Source organism: Microbacterium terricola (genome assembly GCF_027943945.1).
GTDB classification, from domain to species: Bacteria; Actinomycetota; Actinomycetes; order Actinomycetales; family Microbacteriaceae; genus Microbacterium; species Microbacterium terricola.
In genome coordinates this window covers 2,292,269-2,317,818 of sequence record NZ_AP027141.1, presented here as the reverse complement: position 1 = coordinate 2,317,818, position 25,550 = coordinate 2,292,269, and the positions used below count along the sequence as shown (strand labels likewise).

Annotated in this window: 25 protein-coding genes; 12 read left to right on the top strand and 13 right to left on the bottom strand. The window is 69.6% G+C overall.

All coding sequences use genetic code 11. From position 1 onward, the window contains the following. Nucleotides 1-663: a LysE/ArgO family amino acid transporter gene (locus tag Microterr_RS10955; RefSeq protein ID WP_263797904.1), complete on the bottom strand. Its 663-nt coding sequence runs from the start codon at nt 661-663 to the stop codon at nt 1-3. Between the two features lie 70 nt (nt 664-733). Between Microterr_RS10955 and Microterr_RS10950 the strand changes: the two genes are divergently transcribed. Beyond that, a complete protein-coding gene (locus Microterr_RS10950) occupies nt 734-1,627 on the top strand; it encodes a LysR family transcriptional regulator ArgP (protein WP_263797905.1) in 894 nt (297 codons plus the stop codon). Nucleotides 1,628-1,722: 95 nt separating this feature from the next. Here Microterr_RS10950 and Microterr_RS10945 read toward each other — a convergent pair whose 3' ends face one another. From Microterr_RS10945 to Microterr_RS10930, 4 genes are all read right to left on the bottom strand, one after another. Then, a complete protein-coding gene (locus Microterr_RS10945) occupies nt 1,723-2,757 on the bottom strand; it encodes an NADP-dependent oxidoreductase (protein ID WP_263797906.1) in 1,035 nt (344 codons plus the stop codon). Between the two features lie 111 nt (nt 2,758-2,868). Next, on the bottom strand, nt 2,869-4,047 hold the full coding sequence (locus Microterr_RS10940) for an ROK family transcriptional regulator (RefSeq protein WP_263797907.1): 1,179 nt from the start codon (nt 4,045-4,047) through the stop codon (nt 2,869-2,871). Between the two features lie 45 nt (nt 4,048-4,092). After that, entirely contained in the window at nt 4,093-5,175 is a 1,083-nt protein-coding gene (locus Microterr_RS10935; RefSeq protein WP_404810183.1) for an ABC transporter permease, read from the bottom strand. Then, nucleotides 5,172-6,647: a sugar ABC transporter ATP-binding protein gene (locus Microterr_RS10930; RefSeq protein WP_263797908.1), complete on the bottom strand. Its 1,476-nt coding sequence runs from the start codon at nt 6,645-6,647 to the stop codon at nt 5,172-5,174. The genes Microterr_RS10935 and Microterr_RS10930 overlap by 4 nt, the downstream gene beginning before the upstream one ends. A 314-nt stretch (nt 6,648-6,961) precedes the next feature. Between Microterr_RS10930 and Microterr_RS10925 the strand changes: the two genes are divergently transcribed. The 3 genes from Microterr_RS10925 (at nt 6,962) to Microterr_RS10915 (ending at nt 10,322) form a co-directional block, all read left to right on the top strand. Continuing rightward, nucleotides 6,962-8,005, top strand: coding sequence for a substrate-binding domain-containing protein (locus Microterr_RS10925; protein ID WP_263797909.1), 1,044 nt, complete (start codon nt 6,962-6,964; stop codon nt 8,003-8,005). A 112-nt stretch (nt 8,006-8,117) separates the two neighbouring features. Then, nucleotides 8,118-9,281: a Gfo/Idh/MocA family protein gene (locus Microterr_RS10920; RefSeq protein WP_263798767.1), complete on the top strand. Its 1,164-nt coding sequence runs from the start codon at nt 8,118-8,120 to the stop codon at nt 9,279-9,281. Between the two features lie 36 nt (nt 9,282-9,317). Beyond that, a complete protein-coding gene (locus Microterr_RS10915) occupies nt 9,318-10,322 on the top strand; it encodes a sugar phosphate isomerase/epimerase family protein (protein WP_263797910.1) in 1,005 nt (334 codons plus the stop codon). Here the strand turns inward: Microterr_RS10915 and Microterr_RS10910 are convergent. From Microterr_RS10910 to Microterr_RS10900, 3 genes are all read right to left on the bottom strand, one after another. Further along, nucleotides 10,312-10,800: a MarR family winged helix-turn-helix transcriptional regulator gene (locus Microterr_RS10910; protein WP_263797911.1), complete on the bottom strand. Its 489-nt coding sequence runs from the start codon at nt 10,798-10,800 to the stop codon at nt 10,312-10,314. The genes Microterr_RS10915 and Microterr_RS10910 overlap by 11 nt on opposite strands. Before the next feature lie 9 nt (nt 10,801-10,809). Further along, nucleotides 10,810-12,531 (bottom strand): MDR family MFS transporter, encoded by a 1,722-nt coding sequence (locus Microterr_RS10905; protein WP_263797912.1) that lies wholly within the window; start codon nt 12,529-12,531, stop codon nt 10,810-10,812. A 181-nt stretch (nt 12,532-12,712) separates the two neighbouring features. Further along, nucleotides 12,713-13,369, bottom strand: a complete 657-nt coding sequence (locus Microterr_RS10900; protein WP_263797913.1) for a YqaJ viral recombinase family protein — start codon at nt 13,367-13,369, stop codon at nt 12,713-12,715. A gap of 254 nt (nt 13,370-13,623) precedes the next feature. Between Microterr_RS10900 and Microterr_RS10895 the strand changes: the two genes are divergently transcribed. The 3 genes from Microterr_RS10895 (at nt 13,624) to rplL (ending at nt 15,923) form a co-directional block, all read left to right on the top strand. Further along, complete coding sequence (locus tag Microterr_RS10895; protein ID WP_263797914.1) at nt 13,624-14,688, top strand: hypothetical protein; 1,065 nt, start codon at nt 13,624-13,626, stop codon at nt 14,686-14,688. A gap of 312 nt (nt 14,689-15,000) precedes the next feature. Continuing rightward, nucleotides 15,001-15,489 carry a 50S ribosomal protein L10 gene (rplJ, locus tag Microterr_RS10890; RefSeq protein ID WP_263797915.1) on the top strand — a complete coding sequence of 163 codons (489 nt, stop codon included), beginning with the start codon at nt 15,001-15,003 and terminating at the stop codon, nt 15,487-15,489. Between the two features lie 50 nt (nt 15,490-15,539). Beyond that, nucleotides 15,540-15,923: a 50S ribosomal protein L7/L12 gene (gene rplL / locus Microterr_RS10885; protein WP_263797916.1), complete on the top strand. Its 384-nt coding sequence runs from the start codon at nt 15,540-15,542 to the stop codon at nt 15,921-15,923. Between the two features lie 55 nt (nt 15,924-15,978). On the opposite strand, the gene Microterr_RS10880 is transcribed toward rplL, so the two are convergent. After that, nucleotides 15,979-17,025, bottom strand: coding sequence for a LacI family DNA-binding transcriptional regulator (locus Microterr_RS10880; RefSeq protein ID WP_263797917.1), 1,047 nt, complete (start codon nt 17,023-17,025; stop codon nt 15,979-15,981). A gap of 254 nt (nt 17,026-17,279) precedes the next feature. Between Microterr_RS10880 and Microterr_RS10875 the strand changes: the two genes are divergently transcribed. From Microterr_RS10875 to Microterr_RS10865, 3 genes are all read left to right on the top strand, one after another. Next, entirely contained in the window at nt 17,280-18,617 is a 1,338-nt protein-coding gene (locus tag Microterr_RS10875; RefSeq protein ID WP_263797918.1) for an ABC transporter substrate-binding protein, read from the top strand. 107 nt (nt 18,618-18,724) lie between these two features. Further along, nucleotides 18,725-19,864: a carbohydrate ABC transporter permease gene (locus Microterr_RS10870; protein ID WP_263797919.1), complete on the top strand. Its 1,140-nt coding sequence runs from the start codon at nt 18,725-18,727 to the stop codon at nt 19,862-19,864. Beyond that, nucleotides 19,864-20,829 (top strand): carbohydrate ABC transporter permease, encoded by a 966-nt coding sequence (locus Microterr_RS10865; protein ID WP_263797920.1) that lies wholly within the window; start codon nt 19,864-19,866, stop codon nt 20,827-20,829. The genes Microterr_RS10870 and Microterr_RS10865 overlap by 1 nt, the downstream gene beginning before the upstream one ends. A 54-nt stretch (nt 20,830-20,883) precedes the next feature. On the opposite strand, the gene Microterr_RS10860 is transcribed toward Microterr_RS10865, so the two are convergent. Together Microterr_RS10860 and Microterr_RS10855 are read right to left on the bottom strand one after the other, a co-directional pair. Further along, entirely contained in the window at nt 20,884-21,549 is a 666-nt protein-coding gene (locus tag Microterr_RS10860; protein ID WP_318528823.1) for a DUF305 domain-containing protein, read from the bottom strand. Further along, nucleotides 21,546-22,259, bottom strand: coding sequence for a thioredoxin-like domain-containing protein (locus tag Microterr_RS10855; RefSeq protein WP_263797921.1), 714 nt, complete (start codon nt 22,257-22,259; stop codon nt 21,546-21,548). The genes Microterr_RS10860 and Microterr_RS10855 overlap by 4 nt, the downstream gene beginning before the upstream one ends. A 324-nt stretch (nt 22,260-22,583) precedes the next feature. Here Microterr_RS10855 and Microterr_RS10850 point away from each other — a divergent pair, with 324 nt between their 5' ends. Further along, nucleotides 22,584-23,813 (top strand): multidrug effflux MFS transporter, encoded by a 1,230-nt coding sequence (locus Microterr_RS10850; RefSeq protein ID WP_263798769.1) that lies wholly within the window; start codon nt 22,584-22,586, stop codon nt 23,811-23,813. On the opposite strand, the gene Microterr_RS10845 is transcribed toward Microterr_RS10850, so the two are convergent. Together Microterr_RS10845 and Microterr_RS10840 are read right to left on the bottom strand one after the other, a co-directional pair. Beyond that, the gene (locus Microterr_RS10845; protein ID WP_263797922.1) at nt 23,810-24,307 is read right to left on the bottom strand and encodes a nitroreductase family deazaflavin-dependent oxidoreductase; all 498 of its coding nucleotides are present in this window, start codon (nt 24,305-24,307) and stop codon (nt 23,810-23,812) included. The two genes, Microterr_RS10850 and Microterr_RS10845, sit on opposite strands and share 4 nt — an antisense overlap. Then, entirely contained in the window at nt 24,304-24,816 is a 513-nt protein-coding gene (locus Microterr_RS10840; protein WP_263797923.1) for a nitroreductase family deazaflavin-dependent oxidoreductase, read from the bottom strand. The genes Microterr_RS10845 and Microterr_RS10840 overlap by 4 nt, the downstream gene beginning before the upstream one ends. An 80-nt stretch (nt 24,817-24,896) precedes the next feature. Between Microterr_RS10840 and Microterr_RS10835 the strand changes: the two genes are divergently transcribed. After that, a complete protein-coding gene (locus Microterr_RS10835) occupies nt 24,897-25,547 on the top strand; it encodes a phosphatase PAP2 family protein (RefSeq protein WP_263797924.1) in 651 nt (216 codons plus the stop codon). Nucleotides 25,548-25,550 lie beyond the last annotated feature (3 nt).

Sequence of the window (25,550 nt, the reverse complement as noted above, 5' to 3'; positions counted from 1 at the left end):
TCAGCCGGCGAGCACCAGCGACAGCCCGAGGACGATCATCACGACCGCGATCACGGCGTCGAGGATGCGCCACGCCCGCGGGGTCGCCAGCCATCGCCCCAGGTAGCGGGCGCCGATCGCGAGCGAGAAGAACCACACCACGCTCGCGGTCGCGGCTCCGAGCGCAAAGGCCCACCGCCCTTCGCCGTGAGTGTTCGCGATCGAGCCGAGCAGGAACAGCGTGTCGAGGTAGACATGCGGATTCAGCCAGGTGAGCGCGAGGCAGGTCAGCACGACGGGTGCCACGCGCGTGCGGGTGAGCGTCGCCGCCGACGTGGCGGGCTGCGCGGCCGCTGTGCCCGTCTCCGCCGGCTGGTCCGGCAGCGCGAGGCCGGTGCCGCTCGGGCGCCATACCCGGCGCGCGGCGAGGAGACCGTAGCCGATCAGGAACGCCGCGCCCAGCCAGCGCACCACGACGACCAGCCAGGGAGCGGTCTGCAGGATGACGCCGATGCCCGAGACGCCCAGCACGATGAGCACCGCATCGGACGCGGCGCACAGCGCGGCAACCAGGACGGCATGCTCGCGGCGGATGCCCTGACGCAGGACGAAGAGATTCTGCGCGCCGATGGCGACGATGAGCGAGAAGCCGAGGCCGAGGCCGGCGAGGACGGGGGAGAGCACTCTCTGACGTTAGGCGCATCCGTCTCATCAGGCCAGCTGAAGATTCTTCAGCACCATTAGCATTGCTGATGTGCGCATTCCCGCTGAAGCCGCCGAGACCCTCGCCGCCATCATCGACGAGGGGACGCTGGATGCTGCCGCCCGGCGTCTGCGCATCACTCCCTCTGCGGTGAGCCAGCGCATCAAGGCGCTCGAGCAGGCGCTCGGACGGGTGGTGCTCGTGCGCTCCAAGCCCGCGAGGGCGACCGAGGCGGGCGCAGCGGTCGTGCGCCTCGCGCGTCAGCTCGCCCTGCTCGAGCATGACGCCCTCGCCGACCTCGGTGCGGGGGAGGACGACGGGGCGCCGGTGAGCATCCCCCTCGCCGTCAACGCCGACTCGCTCGGCACGTGGTTCCTCGCGCCGCTCGCCCGGCTCGCCGACCGCCACGCGGTCGTGTTCGACCTGCATCGCGACGACCAGGACTTCACCGCCGGTCTGCTCGAGTCGGGCACGGTCATGGGCGCCGTGACGTCGCGCGCGGAACCTGTCGCCGGGTGCCGCTCCGTCCCGCTGGGCACCATGCGGTACACCGCCGTGGCGACACCGGCGTTCGCAGCACGCTGGCTGCCGGACGGACCCACCGTGACCGCCCTCGCCACCGCGCCCGTCGTCTACTTCGACCGCAGGGACGACCTGCAGGCGCAGTGGCTCGCCCGCCGCGGCGTCGAAGGCGCCGCGCCGCCGCGTCACTACGTGCCGGCATCCCACGACTTCGCGACGGCGGTCAAGCTCGGACTCGGCTGGGGGCTGCTGCCCGGCTTCCAGTCCGACGAGGAGCTCGCCGACGGACGCCTCATTCGCCTGGGCGGACCGCCGGTCGACGTGCCGCTGCACTGGCAGCAGTGGAACCTGCGCTCCCCGCTGCTCGACGCGGTCGCCGACGAGATCGTCGCCGAAGGCCGTGCCGTGCTCACCCGCGCCTGAGCACAGCTGCGGGGATCGGCGAGGGCGCGCCGAGCGCGGGCCCCTTGCCCCGGCGTGTCGGCGAAGACCTCCGCCGTTGTGCGCCGGGGGACCGGTCAGTCGTCGCTGACGCGGAGCACGATCTTGCCGCGGGTGTGCCCCTGCTCCAGCTGGGCGTGGGCCTCCGCCGCCTGCTCGAGCGCGAAGACGCTGTCGATGTAGACCTGCAGCGGGCCCGAGTCGAGCAGTCGGGCGATCGTCGCCAGGGCTCCGCCGTCCGGGATCACGCTGTACTTCGTCGCGCGCACGCCCGCCGCGTCGGCCGCCTCCGCGTACTCGGGCCACGACCCGGTCGGCACGATCACGTAGAGCCCGCCCCGGCGCAGCACCTGCAGCGACCGGGACCCGGTCTGATCGTGCACGTTGCCGATGAGGTCGATGACCACGTCGACGTCGCCGACCACCTCTTCGAAACGCGTCGTCGTGTAGTCGATCACGACCGAGGCGCCCAGTTCGCGCAGCCACCCCGCGTTGCTCCCGGACCCGGTCGCGGTGACGTGCGCCCCGAAGTACGACGCGAACTGCACCGCGAAGTGCCCGACGCCGCCGCCCGCCGCGTGGATCAGCATCCGCTGCCCCTGATGGGCGCGCGCGGTCTCGACGACGAGCCCCCACGCGGTGAGTGCGGCCAGGGGGACGCCGGCGGCCTCCACGTGCGAGAGCGAGGCGGGCTTGCGGGCGAGCGACAGCGTGGGCACCACCACGTACTCCGCGTACGTCCCGCCGGAGCGCGGGAACGGCACCATGCCGTACACCGCCGTGCCCACGGGGAAGGGGTGCGCCTCATAGGGCGTGCGCACGACGATGCCGCTGAAGTCGTAGCCGAGCACGGTCGGGTAGCTGTCGATGCTGCGGGCGACCCCACTCGTCCCCGCACGCACCTTCGCGTCGATCGGGTTCACCCCGGCGGCGACGACGCGCACCAGCACCTCGCTGAGAACGGGCCGGGGGAGCGGGACGGATGCTGCGTGCAGCGCCTCGGGACCGCCAGGGCCGTCGATCGTGACGGCGCGCATCATGTCGGGCAGGTCGGGGGCAGGAGAGGGATCGGCGTCGGTCGAGGTGGCATCGCGCATCGGTCGGAATCTCATCGACCCGCTCCTTCCGCGTGCGGTCCGCCGTCGGACGCACTGGCTCTGTATCTGGAACGCCAGTCAACCCGAGGATTGTCTCGCCCGTGTTACGCCGGTGCTACCGAGCCGCTAAGCCTGGACGAGCGCCGGCAGGGCGTGCGGGGAGAGCGCGTACTCGATCGCCAGCATGCTGGCGCCGAGCACGGCCGCGTTCTGGGCCGTGGCCGACTGCACGATCGACAGGTGCTCGGTGGCCAGTGGGATGGACCGGGTGTAGACGACCTCGCGCACGCCGGCGATCAGATGCTCGCCCACGCGCGCCATCGACCCGCCGATCGCGATGACCGAGGGGTTCATGATGCTGACGCACGCCGTCAGCACCTCGCCGATGTCCCGGCCGGCCTGGCGCACCGCCTGGATGGCGTCGATGTTGCCGCGCTTGACCAGATCGACCACGTCGTTGCCGGTCTCGGCGGCGATGCCGTTGGCGCGCAGCGCCCGGGCGATCGCCGGGCCCGAGGCGAGGGCCTCGAGGCATCCGGTGTTGCCGCAGTGGCACGGCACGCCCACCCCGCGCGCGACCCGCACGTGGCCGATGTCGCCGGCGATGCCCTGCGCCCCGCGCTGCAGGGTGCCGCCCGAGATGATCCCCGCGCCGATGCCGGTGGCGACCTTCACGAACATGAGGTGCTCGGTGCCGGGCCACGCCGTGGCGCGCTCGCCGAGCGCCATGATGTTCACGTCGTTGTCGACCAGCACGGGCACGTCCAGATGCTGACGCACCCAGCCGGGGACGTCGAAGCGGTCCCATCCCGGCATGATCGGCGGGTTGACCGGCTGGCCGGTGGAATGCTCCACGGGCCCGGGGATGCCCATGCCGATCGCGGCGAGCACCTCGACGGGGCGGCCGATCTCGGCGAGCATCTCGATCGCGTGATCGACGAGCCAGCTGAGCACGGGCACCGGCCCCAGGGTGACGTCGAGCGGTTCGCTGCGCTGGATCACGATCGAGCCGGTCAGATCGGTGATCGCGATCGTGGCGTGCGAGGCGCCGATGTCGGCCGCGAGCACCAGCCGCGCGCTCGGGTTGAGGGCGAACTGCGAGGGCGGGCGTCCACCGGTCGACACGGTCTCGGCCAGCGGTGTGATGAGCCCCATGCGCATGAGCTCGTCCACGCGCGCGGCGACGGTCGACCGGGCGAGGCCCGTGGACTTGGCGAGCTCGGCGCGTGTGCGCGGCACACCGTCGCGCAGCAGCTGGAACAGCTGACTCACCCCCGACACTCCGGAGGACGACTCACTGCTCATATTCGCCACGATTCACTCTATCGACCGGTCGCCCGCCGACCGGCGTCAGGCGCTTCGGCCGGTCGGCTTGGCGAAGCGCTGCTGCAGGAGCACCGCGACGACGATGATGACGCCCTTCGCGACGGCCTGCACCGACGAGTTGATGTTGTTCTGCACGAACACGTTGGTCAGGGTGGCGAAGATCAGGACGCCGAAGACGGTGCCCGTGATCGTGCCGCGACCGCCCACCAGGAGCGTGCCGCCGACCACGACGGCCGCGATGGCGTCGAGCTCGAGGAGCTGGCCATGGGTGGAGGTGCCCGCCGTCGTGCGGCCGAGGATCATCACGGCGCCGATGCCGGCGGTGAGACCCGAGATCGCGTACAGCCACATGGTGTGGCGGCGCACGTCGATGCCGGCGAGGCGGGCGGCCTCGCGGTTGCCGCCGATGGCGACCGTGCGGCGGCCGAACGTGGTGCGGTTGAGGAGCACCCAGCCGAGCGCGGCGACGATCGCGAAGATCCAGATGAGGACGTCGATGCCGATGAAGTCGGCGTTCATCGCCTGGATGAATCCACGGTCGCCGACCTGCAGCGTGCGGCGCTCGGCGAGGATCTCCGCCAGACCGCGCGCGGCGACGAGCATCGCGAGGGTGGCCATGAACGCGACCACCTTCCCGTACGCGATCACGACGCCGTTGATGAGCCCGGCGGCCAGGCCCACGGCGAGCGCGATGACGATCATCAGGATCCAGTGGGTCTGGTCGACGAGATCCTGCACCGCCGCGATCGTCGCGGCGACCGAGGCGAGCCCCATCACGGATCCGACGGACAGGTCGATGCCGCCCGCGATGATGACGAGGGTCATGCCGATGCTGATCACGCCGATGATCGACGCCTGACGCAGGATCGTGAGGAGGTTGCTCACACTGGTGAACGTGTCGGGCGCCGTGATGGCGCCGACGACCACGAGCAGCAGCAGCGCGACCACCAGGCCGAGGTTGCGCCCGACGGAGCCGGACATGAAGCGCTGGAACGCGGATTTGCCCGATCGGTCGACCGATCCGCCCGGAGGCGGTGCGTCCGCAGCGGTGGGGACGTCGTCGACCCCGAGAGGGCGGGGCGATGCCCCGTTGGTCTGCTCGCTCACGCGGCGGTTCCTTTCATCACGAGGTCGAGCACGCCGTGCTCGTCGATCTGGCTGGCGGGGAGGGTCTGGATGACGCGGCCATCGGCGATGACGAGCACGGTGTCGGCGAGGCCGAGCACCTCCTCGATCTCGCTGGACACGACGACGACGGCGTTGCCGGCGGCGGCGAGCGCACGGATGAGCGCGTAGATCTCGGCGCGGGCGCCGACGTCGACGCCGCGGGTGGGCTCGTCGAGGAGCAGCACCCGGGTGCCGTGGACGAGCCAGCGGGCCAGGAGGATCTTCTGCTGATTGCCGCCCGACAGCGTCATCGCCGGGCGGTCCGGGTCGGCGGGGCGCAGTTCGAGCGCCTCGATCTGCTCGCGCGCGGTCGCCCGGGCGGCGCGGTCGTCGAGGAACCCGGCGCGGGCGAACCGCGACATCGACGAGAGGGTCACGTTGACGAAGATCGGCTCGTCGAGCACCAGCCCCTGACTCTTGCGCTCCTCGGGCGACAGTCCGATGCCGGCGCGCACGGCGGCGACGACGGAGCCGCGTCGCAGCGCCTTGCCGCCCACGCGGACGCTGCCGGCCGTGGCCTTGCGGGCGCCGTAGACGGTCTCGAGGATCTCCGAGCGGCCGGAGCCGACGAGTCCGGCGAGTCCGACGACTTCACCGGCCCTGACCGAGAACGACACGTCCTGGAAGACGCCGGCGAGGGCGAGGTCCTCGACCTCGAGGACCGTGGGTGCGTCGTCGGCGATCGGGGCGGCCGGCGGGAACACGTTCGCGACCTCGCGGCCGGTCATCAGCCGGATGAGCTCAGGAGTGGGAGTCTCGGCGGCCGACAGCCCGCTCGCCATCGAGCGGCCGTCCTTGAGGACGCTGATCCGGTCGCCGATCTGGCGGATCTCTTCGAGGCGGTGGGTGATGTAGACGACCGCGATGCCCGCGGCGGTGAGCTCGCGCACGACGCCGAACAGGTTCTTGACCTCTTCGGTGTCGAGGACCGCGGACGGCTCGTCCATGATCATCAGCTTGATGTCATGCGACAGGGCGCGCGCCATGCTCACGATCTGCTTGTTGGCCGCGCTCAGCTGGCCGACCTCCGTGTGCGGCGACAGGGAACCGTGGCCGAGTCGTCGCAGCAGCTCCTTGGTCTGCTTGGAGGCCTCTGAGCGATCGGTGAAGCCGCCGCGCGCGAGCTCGTGCCCGAGGAAGATGTTCTCGGCGATGGTCAGGCCGTCGACGACGTCGAGCTCCTGGTACATCGTCGCGATGCCGATCTCGATGGCCGACTCCGGGGTCGGCAGCTCGACTGCTTCGCCCTGCCAGAGGATCTCGCCCTCGTCCGGCCGGTGGACGCCGGCCAGGGTCTTGATCAGCGTGGACTTGCCCGCGCCGTTCTGGCCGAGGATGCAGTGCACCTCGCCCGGCAGGATCTCCAGGTCGACGCCGCGGAGCGCGTGGACGCCGGCGAAGGACTTCGTCACGCCTCGGACCTCGAGTAATGCCGATTGATGGTCAACTTTGATCACGGGGGGAACATAACACGGACCGGATGCTGGGCGCGACCCTTCATGGTGGGTACCTGTCGAGGATGCCCGGATGCGTTCGTTGCCGTCGAAGCCCGTCTTTCCGGGGCTCCGAGATCAAATCGTGACTTTTGCCGACGCTAAAACAAAAGTTGACTGCCGAGCCATCACTTCTGCTACGTTGATCGAGTCGACGCGGACCCTCCACCGGTGCGCACATCGGAACCCGAGTTCTCGTCGGCCACAGCTGCATCACATTCAAGGAGGAAGAAATGCGCTCACACATGAAGGCGAGCACGCGCCTGCTGCTCACCGGCACAGCACTCGTCGCCGCGGTCGGTCTGCTCGCGGGCTGCACCGGCTCGGGGGCGGAAGAAGACGTCGTCGATCAGGGCACCACCACCGAGGAGAACGCCGAGTCGGGCGACACCGTCGTCATCGGCTTCTCCGGCCCCGCCGCCGACCACGGCTGGCTCGGCGCGATCAACTCGGGCGCGCAGGCCGCGGCCGACAGCTTCGACGACGTCGAGCTGAAGGTCGCAGAGGGCACGAACGACCCGGTCGCGCAGATCGCCGCGGTCGAGACCTTCGTCAACGAGGGCGTCGACGCCATCGTCCTGCTGCCGACCGACGGCGCCGCGCTCACCGAAGCGGCGATCGCCGCGATGGAGGCGGGCATCCCCGTCATCAACGTCGACCGGGAGTTCTCGAGCCCGTTCGCCGCTCGCAGCACGATCCTCGGCGACAACTACGGCATGGGCGTCAGCGCCGGCACGTACATCTGCGAGCAGCTCGGGGACAACCCCGACGCCGTGGTCGCGGAGATCGCCGGCATCGACTCGCTGCCGCTCACCCAGGACCGCTCGCAGGGCTTCGCCGACGCGCTCGGCGACTGCGGCCTCGAGGTCACGGCGCGTGTCGCCGCCGACTTCACGGTCGCCGGCGGTGAGGCTGCCGCCTCGCAGCTGCTCTCGGCCAACCCGAAGATCGACGCGCTGTGGAACCACGACGACGACCAGGGCATCGGCGTCCTGGCCGCCATCGAGTCGGCCGGTCGCGACGAGTTCTTCATGATGGGCGGCGCGGGCAGCAAGAGCGCGATGGAGGCCATCAAGGCCGACGACTCGGTGCTGAAGGCGACGGTCATCTACCCGTCGACGCAGGCGGCCGACGGTGTCGCACTGGCTCGTCTGATCGCGCAGAGCAAGACCATGGGCGACCTGATCACCCCCAGCATCCCGAACCGGATCGTGCTGGACGCCCCGGTCGTGACGAAGGACAACGTCGACGACTTCATCGACCTCGCCTTCGAGTAAGCGGCCCCGCGGGGTGCTCGGCGCGAGAGCCGGGCACCCCGCATCCACCCTCCAAGGAGAGGACTCTGCCATGACTGTCCCTCGACAGGCTCAGGAACCGCTTCGGGTCGCCATGATCGGCCACGGCTTCATGGGCGCCGCACACTCCCAGGGCTGGCGGGTGGCGCCCCGGTTCTTCGACCTTCCGCTCGAACCCGTGCTGCAGACGGTCGTCGGCCGCAACGCGGACTCGACCGCCGCCGCAGCGGCGAAGTGGGGCTGGCGCGAGAGCGCGACCGACTGGCGCGAGGTCATCGCACGCGACGACATCGACGTCGTGGATGTCGTCACCCCCGGTGACACGCACGCAGAGATCGCGATCGCCGCCCTCGCGGCAGGCAAGCACGTGCTCTGCGAGAAGCCGCTCGCCAACTCCGTCGCGGAGGCGCGGGCCATGGCCGACGCCGCTGCGACGGCTGCAGCATCCGGGATCCGATCCATGGTCGGGTTCACCTACCGGCGCGTCCCCGCAGCCACCTTCGCCAAGCAGCTGGTCGCGGACGGGCGCATCGGCGAGGTCCGCCAGGTGCGCGCCGAGTACCTGCAGGACTGGCTCATGGACCCCGAGTCGCCGATGACCTGGCGCCTGGACAAGAAGCTCGCCGGGTCGGGTGCGCTCGGCGACATCGGGGCGCACGCCGTCGACCTGACGGAGTACATCACCGGCCAGCATGTCGAGACCGTCTCCGGCATCATCGAGACCCTCGTCGCCGATCGTCCGCTGCCGGGCGCAGGAGAGAACGAGTCGCTGAGCCTGTCCAAGAGCGGGACGGCGTCGACGGAGCGCGGAACCGTGACCGTCGACGACATCGCCCTGTTCACCGGCCGGCTCTCGTCGGGGGCGCTCGCCTCGTTCGAGGCGAGCCGCTTCCGCACCGGGCGCAAGAACGCCCTGCGGATCGAGATCTCCGGCACCCGCGGTGCCCTCGCCTTCGACCTCGAGCGGCTCAACGAGCTCGAGTACTACGACGCCACCGCGCCCGACACCGAGCTGGGCTTCCGCCGCATCCTGGTGACGGAGAGTGCGCACCCCTACCTGGCGCCCTGGTGGCCGACCGGTCATATGCTCGGCTACGAGCACGGCTTCTCGCACCAGGTCGCCGACTTCGTCACCGCGGTCCACGACGGCAGGGCGCCGCAGCCGTCGTTCGCGGACGGACTCCACGTGCAGCAGGTGCTGGATGCGGTCGAGCGCAGCTCTGCCGCGGGCAGCGCCTGGATCCCGACCGCGGGCTGAACCGCGCATCGATCAACAGAAGAGGAAGGCATCGCAATGGCGCGACCGATCACACTGTTCACCGGCCAGTGGGCAGACCTGCCGTTCGAGGAAGTGGCCCGGCTCGCCGGCGAGTGGGGCTATGACGGCCTCGAGATCGCCTGCTGGGGCGATCACCTCGACCCGTGGCGGTGGGACGAGCCAGGGTACGTCGACGGCAAGCTCGAGGTGCTCGAGCGCAACGGGCTGAAGGCGTGGACCATCTCCAACCACCTCAAGGGCCAGGCTGTCTGCGACGACCCCATCGACCAGCGTCACCGCGACATCCTGTCGGACCGCGTGTGGGGCGACGGCGATCCTGAGGGCGTGCGGCAGCGTGCGGCCGAGGAGATGAAGAACACCGCCCGGCTGGCCGCGGCGCTCGGCGTGAAGACGGTCACCGGCTTCACCGGCTCGTCGATCTGGAAGTACGTCGCCATGTTCCCGCCGGCATCCCAGGCGATGGTCGACGCCGGATACCAGGACTTCGCCGACCGCTGGAACCCGATCCTCGACGTGTTCGACGAGGTCGGCGTTCGATTCGCGCACGAGGTGCACCCGAGCGAGATCGCCTACGACTACTGGACCACGAAGCAGGCGCTCGAGGCGATCGGGCACCGCGAGGCGTTCGGCCTGAACTGGGACCCGAGCCACATGGTGTGGCAGGACATCGACCCGGTCGGGTTCCTCTGGGACTTCCAGGACCGGATCTTCCACGTGCACTGCAAGGACACGAAGAAGCGGCTGGGCAACGGCCGCAACGGGCGGCTCTCGTCGCACCTGGCGTGGGCGGACCCGCGGCGCGGCTGGGACTTCATCTCCACCGGCCACGGCGACGTGCCGTGGGAGGACGCCTTCCGGATGCTGAACGCGATCGGCTACGCCGGGCCGCTCTCGGTGGAGTGGGAGGACGCCGGCATGGACCGCCTGGTCGGGGCTCCGGAGGCGCTCGCGTTCGTGCGTCGCCTGTCGACCTACGAGCCATCGGCGGCCGCGTTCGACGCGGCGTTCTCTACGCGCTAGCGTCCGCCGACGGCGGAGCCGCCGGGGTGGTGCCCGAGGCGAGCGCGTGCAGCAGCTGGGTGAGATCCCGGATGTCGTCGACCGACCATGCCGCGAGCGTGTTCAGGAGGGTCTTCTCCTGCGGCAGGCGTGCGGCCTCGAGGCGTTCGAGCCCGAGCGGCGTGGCCGACAGCAGGCTCGAACGGCCGTCGTCCGGGTCGGGCGTGCGCTCCACGAACCCGAGCTCCTCGAGGTAGCGCACGGTGCGGCTGATCTGCCCCTTGTCCGCCATCAGCGACTCCGCGAGCGCGGAGAGCGTGACGCTCTCGCGGCGCACGATCGTCGTGAACACCTTGTAGGCGCCCGGCAGCATGCCCGGGCTGACCCGCTCGGCGTTCTCGCTGATCAGGCGGCGGAACTGGCTGATCAGCTCACCGAACTCGGCCTCGAGGGCGCGCACCGCAACGGTGCGCGCCTCGAGGTCGTGGTTGTCGGTCACGCTCGGAGCCTAACGGTCCGAGCCGGGCGCTGCCGTGGCGGATGCTGCCGACGGCGCGGCGTCGCCGGCATCCATCGTGCGCACTGCGCCCGTGGCGGCCAGCACGCCCATCCCCTCCGGGACCGAGACCGTGGCGAGGTCGGCCTCGCTGGCCTGGATGCGCTCGCTCGTGGTCATGCGGGTGAGCGGCTTGTTCGGCAGGAACACGATCGCGATCAGGCTGATCACCGCGAACGGCACGGCGATCAGGAACGAGTGCGAGATGCCCTGCGCGTAGATGTCCTCGAACAGGACGCGGAGGGACTCGGGCATCGTCGACACCTGGGGGAGCGTGCCCGACTGCAGCGTCTCCGCCCACTTCGGCGCGTCGGCGCCGAGGCCCATGATCGCGGCCGTGATGTCATCGCGGCCCGCAGTGACGAGCTCGGTCACCTTCGCGGCCAGGGCGGCGCCCATGACCGAGACGCCGATCGTGCCGCCGAGGCTGCGGAAGAACGTGACTCCCGAGCTCGCGACGCCGATCTCACTCGGGTTCGTGGTGTTCTGGACGACCAGCACGAGGTTCTGCATCGTCATGCCGACGCCGGCGCCGAGCAGGAACATGTACAGCGAGACGAGCGCGAAGTTCGTGTCGTAGTGGATCGTCGACAGCAGGTACGAACCGGCGATCAGGAACACCGAGCCCACGATGAGGAACGGCTTCCAGTTGCCGAACTTCGTGATGAGCGCGCCCACGCCGATCGACGAGACCAGGAGGCCGCCGATCATCGGGATCGTCATCAGACCCGCTTCGGTGGGCGTCGCACCGCGAGCGAGCTGCATGAACTGGCTGAGGAACACCGAGGCGCCGAACATCGCGATGCCGGTGGCGATCGAGGCGATCGTCGCGAGGGTGAAGGTGCGGTTGCGGAACAGCGAGAGCGGGATGAGCGGTTCCTTCGAGCGGAGCTCGGTGATCACGAACGCGATCGTGCCGACGATGGCGCCGCCGACCATGAGGACGGTCTCCACGCTCCACCACTCGAACGAGTCGCCGGCGAGGGTCACCCAGATCAGCAGCAGCGCGACCGCGGCCGAGAGGAACACGATGCCCAGGTAGTCGATCGACACCTTCCGCTTGACGCGCGGAGAGACGTGCAGCGTGCGCTGCAGGATGATCAGCGCGAGGATCGCGAACGGGAGCGAGACGAAGAAGTTCCAGCGCCACCCGAGCGAGTCGGTGATGACACCGCCGAGCAGCGGGCCGCCGATGGTGGCGACGGCCATGACGGCGCCGAACAGGCCCATGTAGCGGCCGCGCTCGCGCGGGCTGATGATGTCGGCCATCAGCACCTGGCTGAGGGCGGCGAGACCGCCGGCGCCGATGCCCTGCACGGCGCGGAACGAGATGAGCATCTCGGGGCTCTGCGAGAAGCCGGCAGCGGCCGTCGCGAGCACGAAGATCGCGATGGCGATCTGGATGAGCAGCTTGCGGTTGAACAGGTCGGCGAGCTTGCCCCAGATCGGGGTCGAGATGGCCGTGGTCAGCAGCGTCGCGGTGACGACCCACGTGAAGGCGGCCTGGTTGCCGTCGAGGTCGTGGATGATCACGGGCAGCGAGGTGGAGACGACGGTCGAGGCGAGCATCGACACGAACATGCCCAAGAGGAGGCCGGAGAGGGCCGTCAGCACCTCGCGGTGCGTCATCTTGGGCTTCGTGAGCTCCTCGGGAGCAGCAGAAGGCGTGGACATAGGGATCCTTCGGATGAAGTGCGGGTGGGATGCGGCGACGACATCGGCGCGAAGAAGTTGAGCTTGGTCAACTGTTGAAGAAAGTCAACTATAAGGTCAATCGTTGACTAGTGTCAACTATTCCCGCTGGGGTGGATGAACCGGGTCGGCCGGAAGGCGGCTCAGTCGCGAGCCGCTCGGTTCAGTCGGCGAGCGCGAGGGCGCGGAACGGCTGCCGCGGGGCGGGCTGCGGCAGCGGCTCCTGAGCGGGCCTGCCCGCGAGGTGGCGGCGATGCAGTTCGTCGATCAGCGAGGTCGCGAGTCGCACCAGCTTCGCGATCTCGGTGTCGTCACGGTCGATCCACTCGCACCGCGGCTCGTCGCCGACCGGCACGAACCCGTCGTGCTGCTCCCAGGCGACGAGCGTGCGCTCGGCTCCGAGGACGTGCTGCTGCCAGAACACCTGTCGCAGATACGGACGCGGGATACTGCGCCACGCCTTGTTGGTCGTCTTGATCTCGGCGAGGATGACGCGTCCCTCGCCGTCGATCCCGACGCCGTCGGGGGTGGCGAGGTGGCGCTTCTCCACCTCAGCGTGGAACAGGGCGGACGAGGGGAGGATGCCGTGGGTCGCGGCGACCCAGCGCGCGATCTCGGGCTCGCGGATGCGGCCGTGCGCCGTGTAGGCGTTGCCGGAGAACCCCGAGCCCATCAGCTTCGCGTCGGCGGCCCTGGTGATGGACTTCTCGCTGGTGAGGCTCGCGACGTCGGTTGCGGTGATGCCGCGGGACCGCGCCCGCACCCAGGCGACCCGGTCGCGGGAGTCCGCGACGATCCGGGCAGCGAGTTCGGGTGTCACCTTTCGAGGGTACGCCGCGCCCCCGACTCCTGTGGTCGCCGCCCCCGCGCGCCGCCGCATCCCTCTCCGTTGTTCCTCGTCGCCGACCCCACCCCTCGTTCCCGTCCCCACCATGTGCGCACCGGACGTGCGCGGCGGGCTCGGCAGCAAGCGGTGGGTTCGGCGAGGTCTGCACAGGCGCGGAGGTGCGCGAGGCGTCCACAGATGTGGCGGACGGGGTCCGGGCGTGGAGCGGATGGGCGCATCGTCGTGGGGTGAGGCATGCCGAGGTCGGGGAGCTGCGACGGCTGATGCTGACCCGCGACGAGTTGCTGTCGGCGGGCCGAACGGCGCGCGAGATCGCGGCCGACGTACGCGCAGGCGCCCTGCACCGGGTGCGGCGCGGGTGGTACATGCTCGGCGACCACTGGCGCGAGCTGTGGCCCGAATCCAGACACAGAGCCCTCGTGGTCGCGGTCGACGCCGACGCCGGCGGGGTGCTCGGCGCGGATAGGGATGCGTGGACCGCCGGGGAGCGACGCCCGGTGTTCTGCCTGTTCTCTGCGGCGAGCCTTCTCGGTCTGCCGCTGTATCGGGTCGAGCCCCGACGCGCGCACGTGCTCGTCTCGGACGCGGACAGACGGAGCGCCCCGGACGTCTTCCGGCATGAGGGCGCGATCGCTGATGCCGATGTGACGGAGGTCGACGGCATCCGATGCACGTCGATCGATCGCACCGTCTTCGACATGGCGCGCCTCGCAGCGCCCGAAGTCGCCCTTACGTGCGCGGATGCCGCGCTCGGCCGCATCGGGGGCGACCCGCGCTCGTACGACGAGGCCGCAGCGGCCGAGTGGCTGTCCGGCATGCGAGAGCGTGCGGGGGTGCGCCGCGTGCGCGGCATCCGCCAGGCTCGCGCGATCTTCGAGCTCGCGGATGGCAGGTCCCAGCTCCCGCTCGAATCGGTGACGAAGCTGCAACTGTGGCGGCTGGGCTTTCGGCGACTGGGCCTCCAGATCCCGGTCGTCGGCCCGAATCGCGGCCGCTACTGGATGGACATCGAGATAGAGGAGGAGCGCATCTACTACGAGTGTGACGGTGAGACGAAATACACGGACGAGTCGCTGCGCTCGGGGAGGACTCTCGAGCAGGTGCTGCTGGATGAGAAGCGCCGCGAGGACTGGGTGCGCGGGACGACCGATCACCGGGTGCTCCGCGGAGGGAGCGCGCACGCAGCATCCGCCGATGCGCTCGCCGCTCGCCTCGCGAGTTTCGGTGTGGCCGTGCCGTCGCGCCGAGCCCACCCCTTCCTGCCGACCAGGCCCCTGAACTACGGGGCGTAGGCGGTGGGGTCGACCGCACGCGGTGGGGTCGACGAGAAATAGGGGGGAGACGCGGGCGGATTTGGGGGATGCGGGGGGACCACGTAGACTGGGGGACAACCGAAGACCGCTGGTCGTCGACGTGCGCGTGAGTGCACCGAGATCGAAGCTCTGCAGTGCAGGGGCCCGCGCAGGTGTCACGAACGATTTCCCTGGGTAACAGGATCTGAAGCTCCGTGCGCTTGCGCCGGAGCTTTTTCATTGCCCGCTTCCGCCCAGGTCGAGGTCGACGCCCCGCCATCGCGGAGCGTCTCGTACATACAAGGAGTGACCATGGCGCAGAAGGATGCATCGGTCGCCGAGCTCACGAAGAACTTCGAGAACTCGAACGCCGTACTGCTGACCGAATACCGCGGTCTGACGGTTGCCCAGCTCAAGCAGCTGCGCAACAACATCCGTCAGGACGCGGAATACGCCGTGGTGAAGAACACGCTGACCAAGATCGCCGCGAACAACGCGGGGATCTCGTCGCTGGACGAGGACCTCAAGGGCCCCTCGGCCATCGCGTTCGTGCACGGCGACTTCGTCGCCACCGCGAAGGCTCTGCGTGACTTCGCCAAGGCCAACCCGCTTCTCGTGATCAAGGGCGGCGTCTTCGAGGGGAACTCCCTCACCGCCGATGAGGTCAACAAGTACGCCTCGCTCGAGAGCCGTGAGGTTCTGCTGGCGAAGGCTGCGGGCATGATGAAGGCGACGATGGGCAAGGCCGCCGCCACCATCGACGCTCTTCGCGAAAAGCTGGAGACCGCTGAGGCCGCGTAAGCGACCGGCGATCTCTTTTCACAACCCCACCAACATCTAGGAGATACATCATGGCGAAGCTCACCACTGAGGAACTGCTGCAGCAGTTCGCCGACCTGACCCTCGTCGAGCTCAGCGAGTTCGTGAAGGCGTTCGAGGAGAAGTTCGACGTCACCGCCGCTGCTCCCGTCGCCGTTGCCGGCGCCGGTGGCGCAGGTGCCGCTGCCGAGGCCGAGGAGGAGAAGGACTCGTTCGACGTCATCCTCGAGGCTGCCGGCGACAAGAAGATCCAGGTCATCAAGACGGTCCGCGAGCTCACCTCGCTGGGCCTCGGCGAGGCCAAGGCCGTCGTCGACGGTGCTCCCAAGGCCGTCCTCGAGGGCGCCAACAAGGAGGCCGCAGAGAAGGCCAAGGCCGCTCTCGAAGAGGCCGGCGCGACGGTTACCCTCAAGTAATCACGCTTCACTCTGCGAAGGCCCCGGATGCTGGCATCCGGGGCCTTCGTGCATCTCACGCCTTCGTGGCCGCGCTGTCCAGTGCCGCCGCCGCGAGCTGAGGATCCACCGGAGCCGTCGAGCTGCGCACGATCAGCCGCGCCTGCATCTGCACGATCGTCGTCGGCCTGCTCGGATCGGCGATCTGCCCGAGCAGCAGCTCGACCGCCGCGGAGCCCTGCTGGCGGGGGAGCTGCTGCAGTGTCGTGAGCGAGAACATCTCGGCGTACTCGTGGTCGTCGACGCCGACGACGCTGAGGTCGCTGGGCACCTGGATGCCGAGCCGGCGTGCGGCCACGATCGCCCCGATCGCCACCTCGTCGCACGCGCCCACGAGGGCGGTCGGCCGCGTGCGCGCATCGCTGAGCAGGTCGACCGCCGCGGCGTACCCGCCGGGGATCGTCACGTCGGAGCGGAAATGGCGGATGTGTCCGGACAGGCCGGCCGTCGTCATCGCCGACTCGTAGCCGAGCAGGCGCCGGCGGTCGACGTGCGCCCAGTGCGGACCGGTGCCGCCGCCGACGAACACGATGTCGTGGTGCCCGAGCGCGACGAGGTGCTCGGTGGCCCGGCGCACGGCGTGGTCGTCGTCGACCGACACGTAGCTGGTGCCCTCATCCGAGCCGACGACGCTCACGATCGGGCGCCCGATCTGCACGAGCCGCTGCAGCTCCCTGTCCTCCGGCTCCAGCCCGACCGCGATCAGACCGTCGAACCGCTTGCGGGCGAGGAAGTCGTCGAAGATCTGCGCGCGCCCCACCGTGCCTGGTTTCGCGTCGTACAGGGTGAGGTCCAGTCCCCGCTCGAGCAGCGTCGCCTGGATGCCCTCGAGCACCTCCGCGAAGAACCACCGGTTGACGTACGGCATGACGACGCCGATGTTGTTCGTGCGGCCCGTCGCGAGGCTCACGGCGCTCGTCGAGGGCACGTAGCCGAGCTCGGCGGCGGCCGCCAGCACCCGCGCCCTGGTGTGCTCGGACACGTAGCCGCTGCCCGTCAGAGCCCGGCTCGCGGTCGCCTTCGAGACACCGGCACGCGCGGCCACATCGGCGATGCCGCTCATGCAGACTCCTCTCCGAGTGGTGCGGAGGAAGGATACCGCGCCGAGGAGCATCCTGGAACCGGTTCCTGAATGTCAGGGCGAAAAGTCCGGCTGCCTCCCGCCCTCATCGCCGCGTTTATCGAGTTGTGATGATAGATCGTTGTGTGTTCCCCTGTGCATCCCCTAGCGTGAGTGTGGAATCGGTTCCCGACGATCGCGCGGGTTCCCGATGCCTGGGGACGGTCTCCCCTGCATCCACTCAACGAGGAGGACACATGAAGACAACGGGCCGATCACGGCTCCTGATCTCCGTCGCAGCCCTGGGGGTCGCGGGCATCGCGCTGTCGGGTTGCACCGGAGGTCCGGGCACCAACAACAACGACAACGGGAACGGCGGCGAGGACGACGGCGTCGTCACGGTGTACGGCACGATCGCCGACACCGAGGCCGAGCTCCTCGAGCAGTCCTGGGCGGACTGGGAGGAAGAGAACGACATCGACATCAAGTACGAATCGTCGAAGGAGTTCGAGGCTCAGATCGCCGTTCGCGCACAGGGTGGCAACGCACCCGACATCGCGATCTTCCCGCAGCCCGGCCTCATGGCCGACATCGCGAACCGCGACTACCTGGTGCCCGCACCCGACGCCGTCAAGGCGAACGTCGAAGAGGGCTGGACCGAGGACTGGGCGAACTACGCGACCGTCGACGGGACGCTCTACGGCGCACCGCTGATGGCCAGCGTCAAGGGGTGGATCTGGTACTCGCCGTCGTTCTTCGCGGACCACGGCTACGAAGTGCCCACCGACTGGCAGGGCCTGCTCGATCTCACGGCGCAGATCCAGAGCGACACCGACACGCCTCCGTGGTGCATCGGCTTCGGCTCCGACGCGGCGACCGGCTGGCCCGGCACCGACTGGATCGAGGACATCGTCCTCCGTCAGTCCGGCACGGACGTCTACGACAAGTGGGTGTCCAACGAGGTTCCGTTCACGGATCCCGCCATCAAGTCGGCGTTCGACGAGTTCGGCAAGGTCGCGCTCAACCCCGACTACGTGAACGCGGGCTTCGGTGACACGGCGACGATCGTGACCACGCCGTTCGGCGACACGGCCGGCGCACTCGCCAACGGCGACTGCGCGCTGCACCACCAGGCCTCGTTCTTCGACGGGTTCATCACCGACGCGGGTGCCGAGGTCGCAGAGGACGGCGACATCTGGGCCTTCCTGATGCCTCCATTCGAGGCGGGCGGGGCCAGCGACGGCGCGGTCGTCACGGGCGGCGGCGAGATCGTCGCGGCCTTCGACGACTCCGAGTCGACGCAGAAGGTGCAGGAGTACCTCTCCAGCGCCGACTGGGCCAACTCGCGTGTCTCCCTGGGCGGCGTCATCAGCGCCAACAAGGGCCTGGACCCCGAGAACGCGTCGAGCAACATCCTGAAGGAAGCCATCAGCATCCTGCAGGACGACACCACGACGTTCCGCTTCGACGCCTCCGACCTCATGCCCGGCGCCGTCGGCGCGGGAACCTTCTTCAAGGGCATGGTCGACTGGGTCAACGGGACCGACACCGACACGGTGCTGGAGCAGATCGAGGGCGGCTGGCCGTCCGAGTGACCCACGTGTGACGGCGGGGCCGCCTCCGCACCGGAGGCGGCCCCGCTCACACACCCCGCGGCCGTACGCCGCATCGCAGAGTCCGACGACGAACTCGAAAGGTCCCCATGTCGGTCCAAGATTTCTTCCGGTGGCTGTCCACCCTCAACCCCTGGGTCGAGATCGTCGTCATCGTGTCGATCTTCCTCGTCGTCATCGGGTTGATCCTCTTCCTCGTCGAGATCGCGCCGCGCCGCGGCACCCGCTACACGGTCATCCGGCTGATCGCCTGCGTCGTCGGTCCGGCGCTGGTGTTCTTCCTGCTGCAGTCCTGGATCCAGGCGATGATCGCAGCCGCTGTGCTCGGCCTGCTGTTCTTCTTCCTCGACAAGCGTGCGAAGGACGGCGCCGGCTCGCTGTTCCAGCTCGTCGGCTTCCTGACACCCGCGATGGTGCTGCTGGCGGTCGGACTCGTCGTCCCGACGGTCCAGACGATCGTGCAGTCGTTCATGAACTCGCGGAGCACGACCTTCATCGGCTTCGAGAACTACGCCTGGATCTTCGGCAACCCGCAGAACGTGCGGATCATCGTCAACACGATCCTCTGGGTGCTCATCGCCCCGGCGGTCTCCACGGCGGCGGGCCTCGCGTACGCGTACTTCATCGACAAGACCCGCGGGGAGAAGTACTACAAGATCCTCGTCTTCCTCCCGATGGCGATCTCGATGGTGGGCGCGTCGATCATCTGGCGCTTCATGTACACGCCCCGCCCGGCCACCGCCGAGCAGATCGGCTTCCTGAATCAGATCATCGTGTGGTTCGGCGGCGAGCCGTACAACTTCCTCGCCGACGACCCGTGGAACACGCTGTGGCTGATCATCGTGTTCATCTGGATCCAGACCGGTTTCGCCATGGTGGTGCTGTCCGCGGCCATCAAGGGCGTCCCGACCGAGCAGCTCGAGGCGGCGGAGCTCGACGGCACCAACGCGTGGCAGCGGTTCTTCAATGTCACCGTCCCCGGCATCCGTCCCGCCCTCATCGTGGTCCTCACGACGATCTCGATCACCTCGCTGAAGGTGTTCGACATCGTCCGGACGATGACCGCGGGCGCCAACAGCACGTCGGTGCTGGCGAACGAGATGTACACGCAGTTCAAGAGCTTCGAGGCCGGACGCTCTGCTGCCTTCGCCGTGATCCTGTTCATCCTGGTCATGCCCATCGTGATCTACAACGCCGTGCAGCTGAAGCGGCAGAGGGAGGTGCGCTGATGGCCATCCAGCCGATCAACCTGCCCACCGATACGCAGACGGTCCGGCGGATACGGCGAGGCGAGCGCAAGGCCGAGCTCGGGCTGTCCAGCACGAAGAAGCGGCTCACGTCGCCGTGGGCGACCGCCGCTGCGCTGATCATCGCGGTCGCGTGGACGATCCCCACGTTCGGCCTGTTCATCTCGTCGTTCCGGCCGCGCGAGCTCATCAACACCACCGGCTGGTGGACGATCTTCCAGAACTGGGGCTGGACGCTCGACAACTACAGCGAGGCGCTGCAGACCGGCAACAGCCAGCTCGACATGGCCGGCGCGTTCGTGAACTCGTTCGCGATCACCATCCCCGCGGTGGTCATCCCGCTGTGCATCGGGATGCTGGCGGCCTACGCGTTCGCCTGGATGGAGTTCCGCGGCAAGAACATCCTCTTCATCGGGGTGTTCGCGCTGCAGATCGTGCCGATCCAGATGGCGCTCATCCCGCTGCTGCTGCTGTTCTCGCAGGGGACGATCTTCGGGTTCCCGGTCGTCGAGCCGTTCGGCTCTGCGGGGTACGCGCAGGTGTGGATCGCGCACTCCATGTTCGGGCTTCCACTGATCATCTACTTGCTGCACAACTTCGTGTCGGAGATCCCGGGCGAGGTCATCGAGGCCGCTCGCGTCGACGGCGCAGGTCACGGGCAGATCTTCTTCCGGCTGATCCTCCCGCTGACCGCCCCGGCGATCGCGTCGGTGGCGATCTTCCAGTTCCTCTGGGTCTGGAACGACCTGCTGGTGGCTCTGATCTTCGCGGACGGCAACGTCGCTCCGATCACGAAGCTCCTCGCCGAGATGACCGGAAGCCGCGGCCAGGACTGGTATCTGCTCACTGCGGGCGCGTTCATCGCCCTCGTGGTGCCGCTCGCCGTGTTCCTGTCGCTGCAGCGCTACTTCGTGCGCGGACTGCTGGCGGGAGCGACGAAGGGCTGAGGCTCGTCACGAGGCCGGGATCCGGGGGGCTCCCGGCCTCGTGCGCGCCGTCGTTCAGTTGCAGGAGAGCTGGGACTGCAGCGATTCCATCGCGGCGATCTCGGCGGTCTGGGTCTCTTCCATCGCCCCCGCGAACTGCAGCACGCGGGGCTCACTGCCGAGCTCGATGACCGCAGCCGCCATGGGGATGGCGCCCTCGTGGTGGCGGATCATCAGCTCGAGGAACAGGCAGTCGGCCGGCTGGCCCGTCGAGTCCGCCAGCTGAGCGAGTTCGGCATCGGTGGCCATGCCCATCTGCGCCTCGAGCTCGTCCTGGGTGGGCTGCGCCGTCTCGACGTGCCCGCCATGGGCGTCGGATGCGGTCATCCACGACATCAGGGGAGCGCCCGCCTGCGGGAGACCCCACTGGACGAGCCAGTCGTACATCTCGCCGCGCTGCGCCGACTGACCGGTCGCGATGTCGTACGACAGGGCGCGCAGCGTCTCGTCGTCCGTGGTGCGGTACACCTGCATCGCCATCTCGACGGCCTGCGCATGGTGCACCTGCATGTCACGGGCGAAGCCGGCCTCGGCGGAGTCCGTCGTGGGCGTCGCCGTCGACGCGGCGCCGCCGAAGGTGGAGAAGCGGCCGATCGCGAACGCGGCGCCCACGATCAGCGCCACCGCGATCGCCCAGACCCACCATGGCCGGGCAGTCCGCGTCACGCCCGGATCGGTCACGAGACCTTGCCTGGCCCGTCGATGCCGCCGGTGCACGGGGCGTTCGGCTCGGGCGCGCTGGTGCTGCGCCAGTATGCGGCGATGAACTCGCCGATGCGCTCGTCGTCGGCCGAGTCGACCTTCAGCTGTGCGTTCCAGGCGCTCACCACGATGGGCGCGTCGAGGCCCTCATAGGGCGACAGGACGACGTAGCTCGACGGGAGCAGAGCCTTGATGGTGCCGAGTTCGGCATCGCTGACCGCATCGGCGTCGTAGGTGATCCACACGGCTCCGTGCTCGAGCGCATGCACCGCGTTCTCGTTCTGCTGCGGCTCGGTGTAGATGCCGCAGTTGAGCCAGACCGCGTTGTGGTCGCCGCCCGTCGGGGGCGTCTGCGGGTACTCGACGCTGCCCTCGACATGGGTCGCCGTGTTCTCGTACGTCTGGACGCCCTCGATCGCCGTTCCGTCGCCGTCGCCGCGGGGGTACTCGACCGGGCGCGGGGTGAACACGACCGACGCCACGATGGCCGCGACGACCGCGATGACCGCGAGACTCCCGACCGTCCACCACACGGCCCTGCTGCGGCGGCGCTTGGCGAGCTGCTTCTGGTACTCCGCCAGCTTCTCCTGGCGCTTCTGCTCGCGCTGCTGCTTGACGGTCATGTCGATGCGCGCCTGCGTGGCGGGATTGCCGCTCGTGCGCTTGTCGGCCGGGGGAGGAGGTGTCATGGGCGCTGTTCTCGGCTCGGGCCCGAAGGCGGCGGGTCGGTGGGCCGCGGGAGGCGGCAGCATCCAGCCTATGCGGGTGAATGGGAGAGAGGGCTGGGAATCCTCCAAGGGGCGTACGCGTAGAATCGACCGTGTCGAATCGATTCGACGTCTCTCCCCACCCCACTCGCCGGGATTCCGGCGCTGTTCGCCGTTCTCGTGAAGTGACTCCTCTTGCCTGATCAGACCTCGACCGACTCCGTTCGGCTCCCGCAGCACGCGCAGCACCCGACCTCCACCGGTGCGATCCGCACCCTGGGCTCGAACCCGGCCACCGCGCCGATCATGCTGCACCCCGGCGACGCGATCCCTGCGCGACGCCGGCTGCTGTACATCGTGCTGCTCGGGGCGCTCACCGCGCTCGGCCCGTTCACCATCGACCTGTACCTGCCCGCGTTCCCCGTGCTGGAGGCCGACTTCGACACCACCGCCGCGGCGATCCAGCTGACCCTGACCGGCACCATGATCGGGTTCGCACTGGGCCAGCTGATCGTCGGGCCGCTGAGCGACAAGATCGGGCGTCGGGGGCCTCTGCTGGTCGTCACCGCCGTCCACGTCGTGGCGAGCACCGCCGCGGCACTCGCGCCGTCCCTCGAGCTGCTGTCGGTGGCACGTGTGCTGATGGGCGCGGGCGCGGCAGCCGGCGGCGTGGTCGCTGCGGCCGTGATCCGCGACCTGTTCGGCGGCAAGCGTCTCGTGGTGATGCTGTCGCGGATGGCCCTGGTCTCCGGCGTCGCCCCCGTGCTCGCACCCCTGGTCGGCTCTGCGCTGCTGCTGGTGATGCCCTGGCGCGGCATCTTCGTCGTGCTCGCCGTCTACGGCGCCGTGATGCTCGTCTCGGCGATCCTGTTCATCCCGGAGACGCTGCCGCCCGCGCGGCGCAGCGAGACGGGGTCGACCACGGTCTGGCAGCGGTACCGGAGCGTGTTCAGCGACCGCGTCTTCGTCGGGGTGCTGATCATCGGCGGCATGACCTTCAGCGGTCTGTTCTCCTACCTCTCCTCGTCGTCGTTCCTGTTCCAGGAGAGCTACGGCTTCGACGCGCAGCAGTACGGCGTGCTGTTCGCCATCAACTCGCTCGGCATCGTGCTCGGCGTGCAGTCGGCGTCGCGCTTGGCCGCGCGGTTCGGCCCGCAGTGGGTGATGGCGTTCTCCACCGCGTCGCTCGTGATCGCGGGCACCGGGATCATCGTCGCCGATCAGCTGGGACTCGGCCTCTGGGGCACGATGATCCCGCTGTTCCTGTTCATCACCTCGTGCGGCTTCACGTTCCCGTGCGTGCAGGTGCTCGCCCTCGACAGGCACGGCAAGGCCGCCGGCACGGCGCAGTCGATCATCGGTGCGACGAACTTCGGCGTCGCCGGCCTGATCACGCCCGTCGTCGGGTGGATCTCGGCGGGCTCCGACATCACCGCGACGACGATGGCCTCGGTCATGGTCGGCTGCGCCGTGATCGCGGTGATCTCGCTGTGGGCGATCGTGCGGCCGCGCACGGTGGCGCGCCTGACCCCCTAGATCTCCGACGGCCGGACGGGCTGCAGCACGAAGATGCGAGCGGTGCGCCCGGAGTCGCGCTCGTACTCGCGGTAGTCCGGCCACTGGGCCTCCATGATGCGCCACGCCGCCTCGCGCTCCGCTCCGGTGACCAGGGTGGCGCGGACGGCCATGCGGCGGCCGCGCACGGTGATCTCGGCATCCGGGTGGGCGAGCAGGTTCGCCGTCCATCCGGGATGCTGTGCGCCCGCCCAGTTGGTGCCGGCGACCAGTGCGCGGCCGTGTCCGTCGGCGGTGTACATGAGCGGCGCGTCGCGCGGTTCGCCCGACTTGGCGCCGATGGTGTGCAGCGTGAGGGAGGGGACGAGGATCGAGGTGAGCTGGATCCGGCCGCGAGTGACCGTCGCGACGAACCGCTCGACCGGCGGCAGCACACCGGTGGCGAACCGCCGGAACCAGCCGGTCCGCGTGAGCGGCGCGACCGCGGCGCGGACCACTTCGAGTGCGCGGCTCATGCTCCGGCCCCGCCCTGGCGGTCCGCCCGCACCGGCTGCAGGCGGAACAGGCGCACGGTGCGTCCGGACTCGCGCTCGTAGCTGCGGTATCCGGGCCATTGCGCCTGGATGCGGTCCCACGCGGCATCGCGTTCGCCCTCGGGGATGAGGCTCGCGCGCACCGGCATCCGCCGGCCGCGCACCGTGATCGCCGCGTCCGGGTGGGCGAGCAGGTTCGTCGTCCAGGCGGGGTGGCGGTCGCCGGCGAAGTTCGTGCCCGCGACGATCGCGCGCCCCCGGCCGTCGGGCGTGTACATGAGCGGGGCGTCGCGCTGCTCTCCGCTGCGCGCGCCCGTCGTGTGCAGCACGAGCGAGGGCACCAGCAGTCCGCTGAGCTGTACGCGGCCGCCGGTGACGCGGGCGAGTACGCGCTCGATCGGCGGCAGCACGCGGGGGCCGAGGCGTCGGAACGCCCGGGTGCGGGTGAGCGGCGCGACGAGGGTGCGCACGGTGTCGACGAGGAGGCCCATGCGGCCATTCTCGTGCACGCGCTGCTCCGTTCACGGCCACACACGGGGCGCGCGGGGCCGGAGCCTGACAGGATGGGCGGATGTCGCCTGCCGCCGTGTCGTTCGCCCGCCCGCTGTGGGTGGGTCTCGGCCTGCTCGGCGCGGCAGTCCTGCTCGGCGCGGGCATCGCCTTCGGCTTCGGCGAGCAGCCGTGGGCCATCGACGCCGCGTGGCAGGACTTCATCTCGGCGACCCGCGGGCCGGTGATGCTGGCTTTCGCGTACGGCATGGACTTCGTCGGCGGCGGGTGGTTCGCCGTCTTCGTCGTGCCCATCGGCGGGGCGATCGCGCTCCTGATCGCGCGAAGGCCGTGGGGAGCGCTGTACTGGGTGCTCGTGAGCGCGGTGAGCGCGGGCATCGTGCAGGTCCTCAAGCATCTGGTCGGCCGTGCGCGCCCGGAGGACATGATCGTGATCTCGGACTTCGGCTCGTTCCCCTCGGGCCACGTCGCCAACGCGGCGACGCTCGCGGTGGCGCTGTTCGTGCTCTTCCCGCGTGTCTGGGTCGCCGTGGCCGGCGGTGTCTGGGTGGTGCTGATGGCGTTCTCCCGCACCTACCTCGGCGCGCACTGGCTCAGCGACACCCTGGGCGGCGCGCTCGTCGGCGCGTCCGCGGCGCTGCTGACCGCAGCGGCGCTCGCTGCGCCCTTGCAGGCCGAGGGGGACAGGCGCGCCGCGCCGTCACTAGGCTGACCG

Excerpts from the sequence above, each read along its gene's own strand:
- Microterr_RS10850 (WP_263798769.1), top strand. The coding sequence starts at position 22,584 with ATGCTGCACCCCGGCGACGCGATCCCTGCGCGACGCCGGCTGCTGTAC.
- rplJ (WP_263797915.1), top strand. The coding sequence starts at position 15,001 with ATGGCGCAGAAGGATGCATCGGTCGCCGAGCTCACGAAGAACTTCGAG.
- Microterr_RS10920 (WP_263798767.1), top strand. The coding sequence starts at position 8,118 with ATGATCGGCCACGGCTTCATGGGCGCCGCACACTCCCAGGGCTGGCGG.
- Microterr_RS10915 (WP_263797910.1), top strand. The coding sequence starts at position 9,318 with ATGGCGCGACCGATCACACTGTTCACCGGCCAGTGGGCAGACCTGCCG.
- Microterr_RS10940 (WP_263797907.1), bottom strand. The coding sequence starts at position 4,047 with ATGAGCAGTGAGTCGTCCTCCGGAGTGTCGGGGGTGAGTCAGCTGTTC.
- Microterr_RS10925 (WP_263797909.1), top strand. The coding sequence starts at position 6,962 with ATGCGCTCACACATGAAGGCGAGCACGCGCCTGCTGCTCACCGGCACA.
- Microterr_RS10845 (WP_263797922.1), bottom strand. The coding sequence starts at position 24,307 with ATGAGCCGCGCACTCGAAGTGGTCCGCGCCGCGGTCGCGCCGCTCACG.
- Microterr_RS10865 (WP_263797920.1), top strand. The coding sequence starts at position 19,864 with ATGGCCATCCAGCCGATCAACCTGCCCACCGATACGCAGACGGTCCGG.
- Microterr_RS10855 (WP_263797921.1), bottom strand. The coding sequence starts at position 22,259 with ATGACACCTCCTCCCCCGGCCGACAAGCGCACGAGCGGCAATCCCGCC.
- Microterr_RS10905 (WP_263797912.1), bottom strand. The coding sequence starts at position 12,531 with ATGTCCACGCCTTCTGCTGCTCCCGAGGAGCTCACGAAGCCCAAGATG.
- Microterr_RS10835 (WP_263797924.1), top strand. The coding sequence starts at position 24,897 with ATGTCGCCTGCCGCCGTGTCGTTCGCCCGCCCGCTGTGGGTGGGTCTC.
- rplL (WP_263797916.1), top strand. The coding sequence starts at position 15,540 with ATGGCGAAGCTCACCACTGAGGAACTGCTGCAGCAGTTCGCCGACCTG.
- Microterr_RS10870 (WP_263797919.1), top strand. The coding sequence starts at position 18,725 with ATGTCGGTCCAAGATTTCTTCCGGTGGCTGTCCACCCTCAACCCCTGG.
- Microterr_RS10840 (WP_263797923.1), bottom strand. The coding sequence starts at position 24,816 with ATGGGCCTCCTCGTCGACACCGTGCGCACCCTCGTCGCGCCGCTCACC.
- Microterr_RS10945 (WP_263797906.1), bottom strand. The coding sequence starts at position 2,757 with ATGAGATTCCGACCGATGCGCGATGCCACCTCGACCGACGCCGATCCC.
- Microterr_RS10875 (WP_263797918.1), top strand. The coding sequence starts at position 17,280 with ATGAAGACAACGGGCCGATCACGGCTCCTGATCTCCGTCGCAGCCCTG.
- Microterr_RS10880 (WP_263797917.1), bottom strand. The coding sequence starts at position 17,025 with ATGAGCGGCATCGCCGATGTGGCCGCGCGTGCCGGTGTCTCGAAGGCG.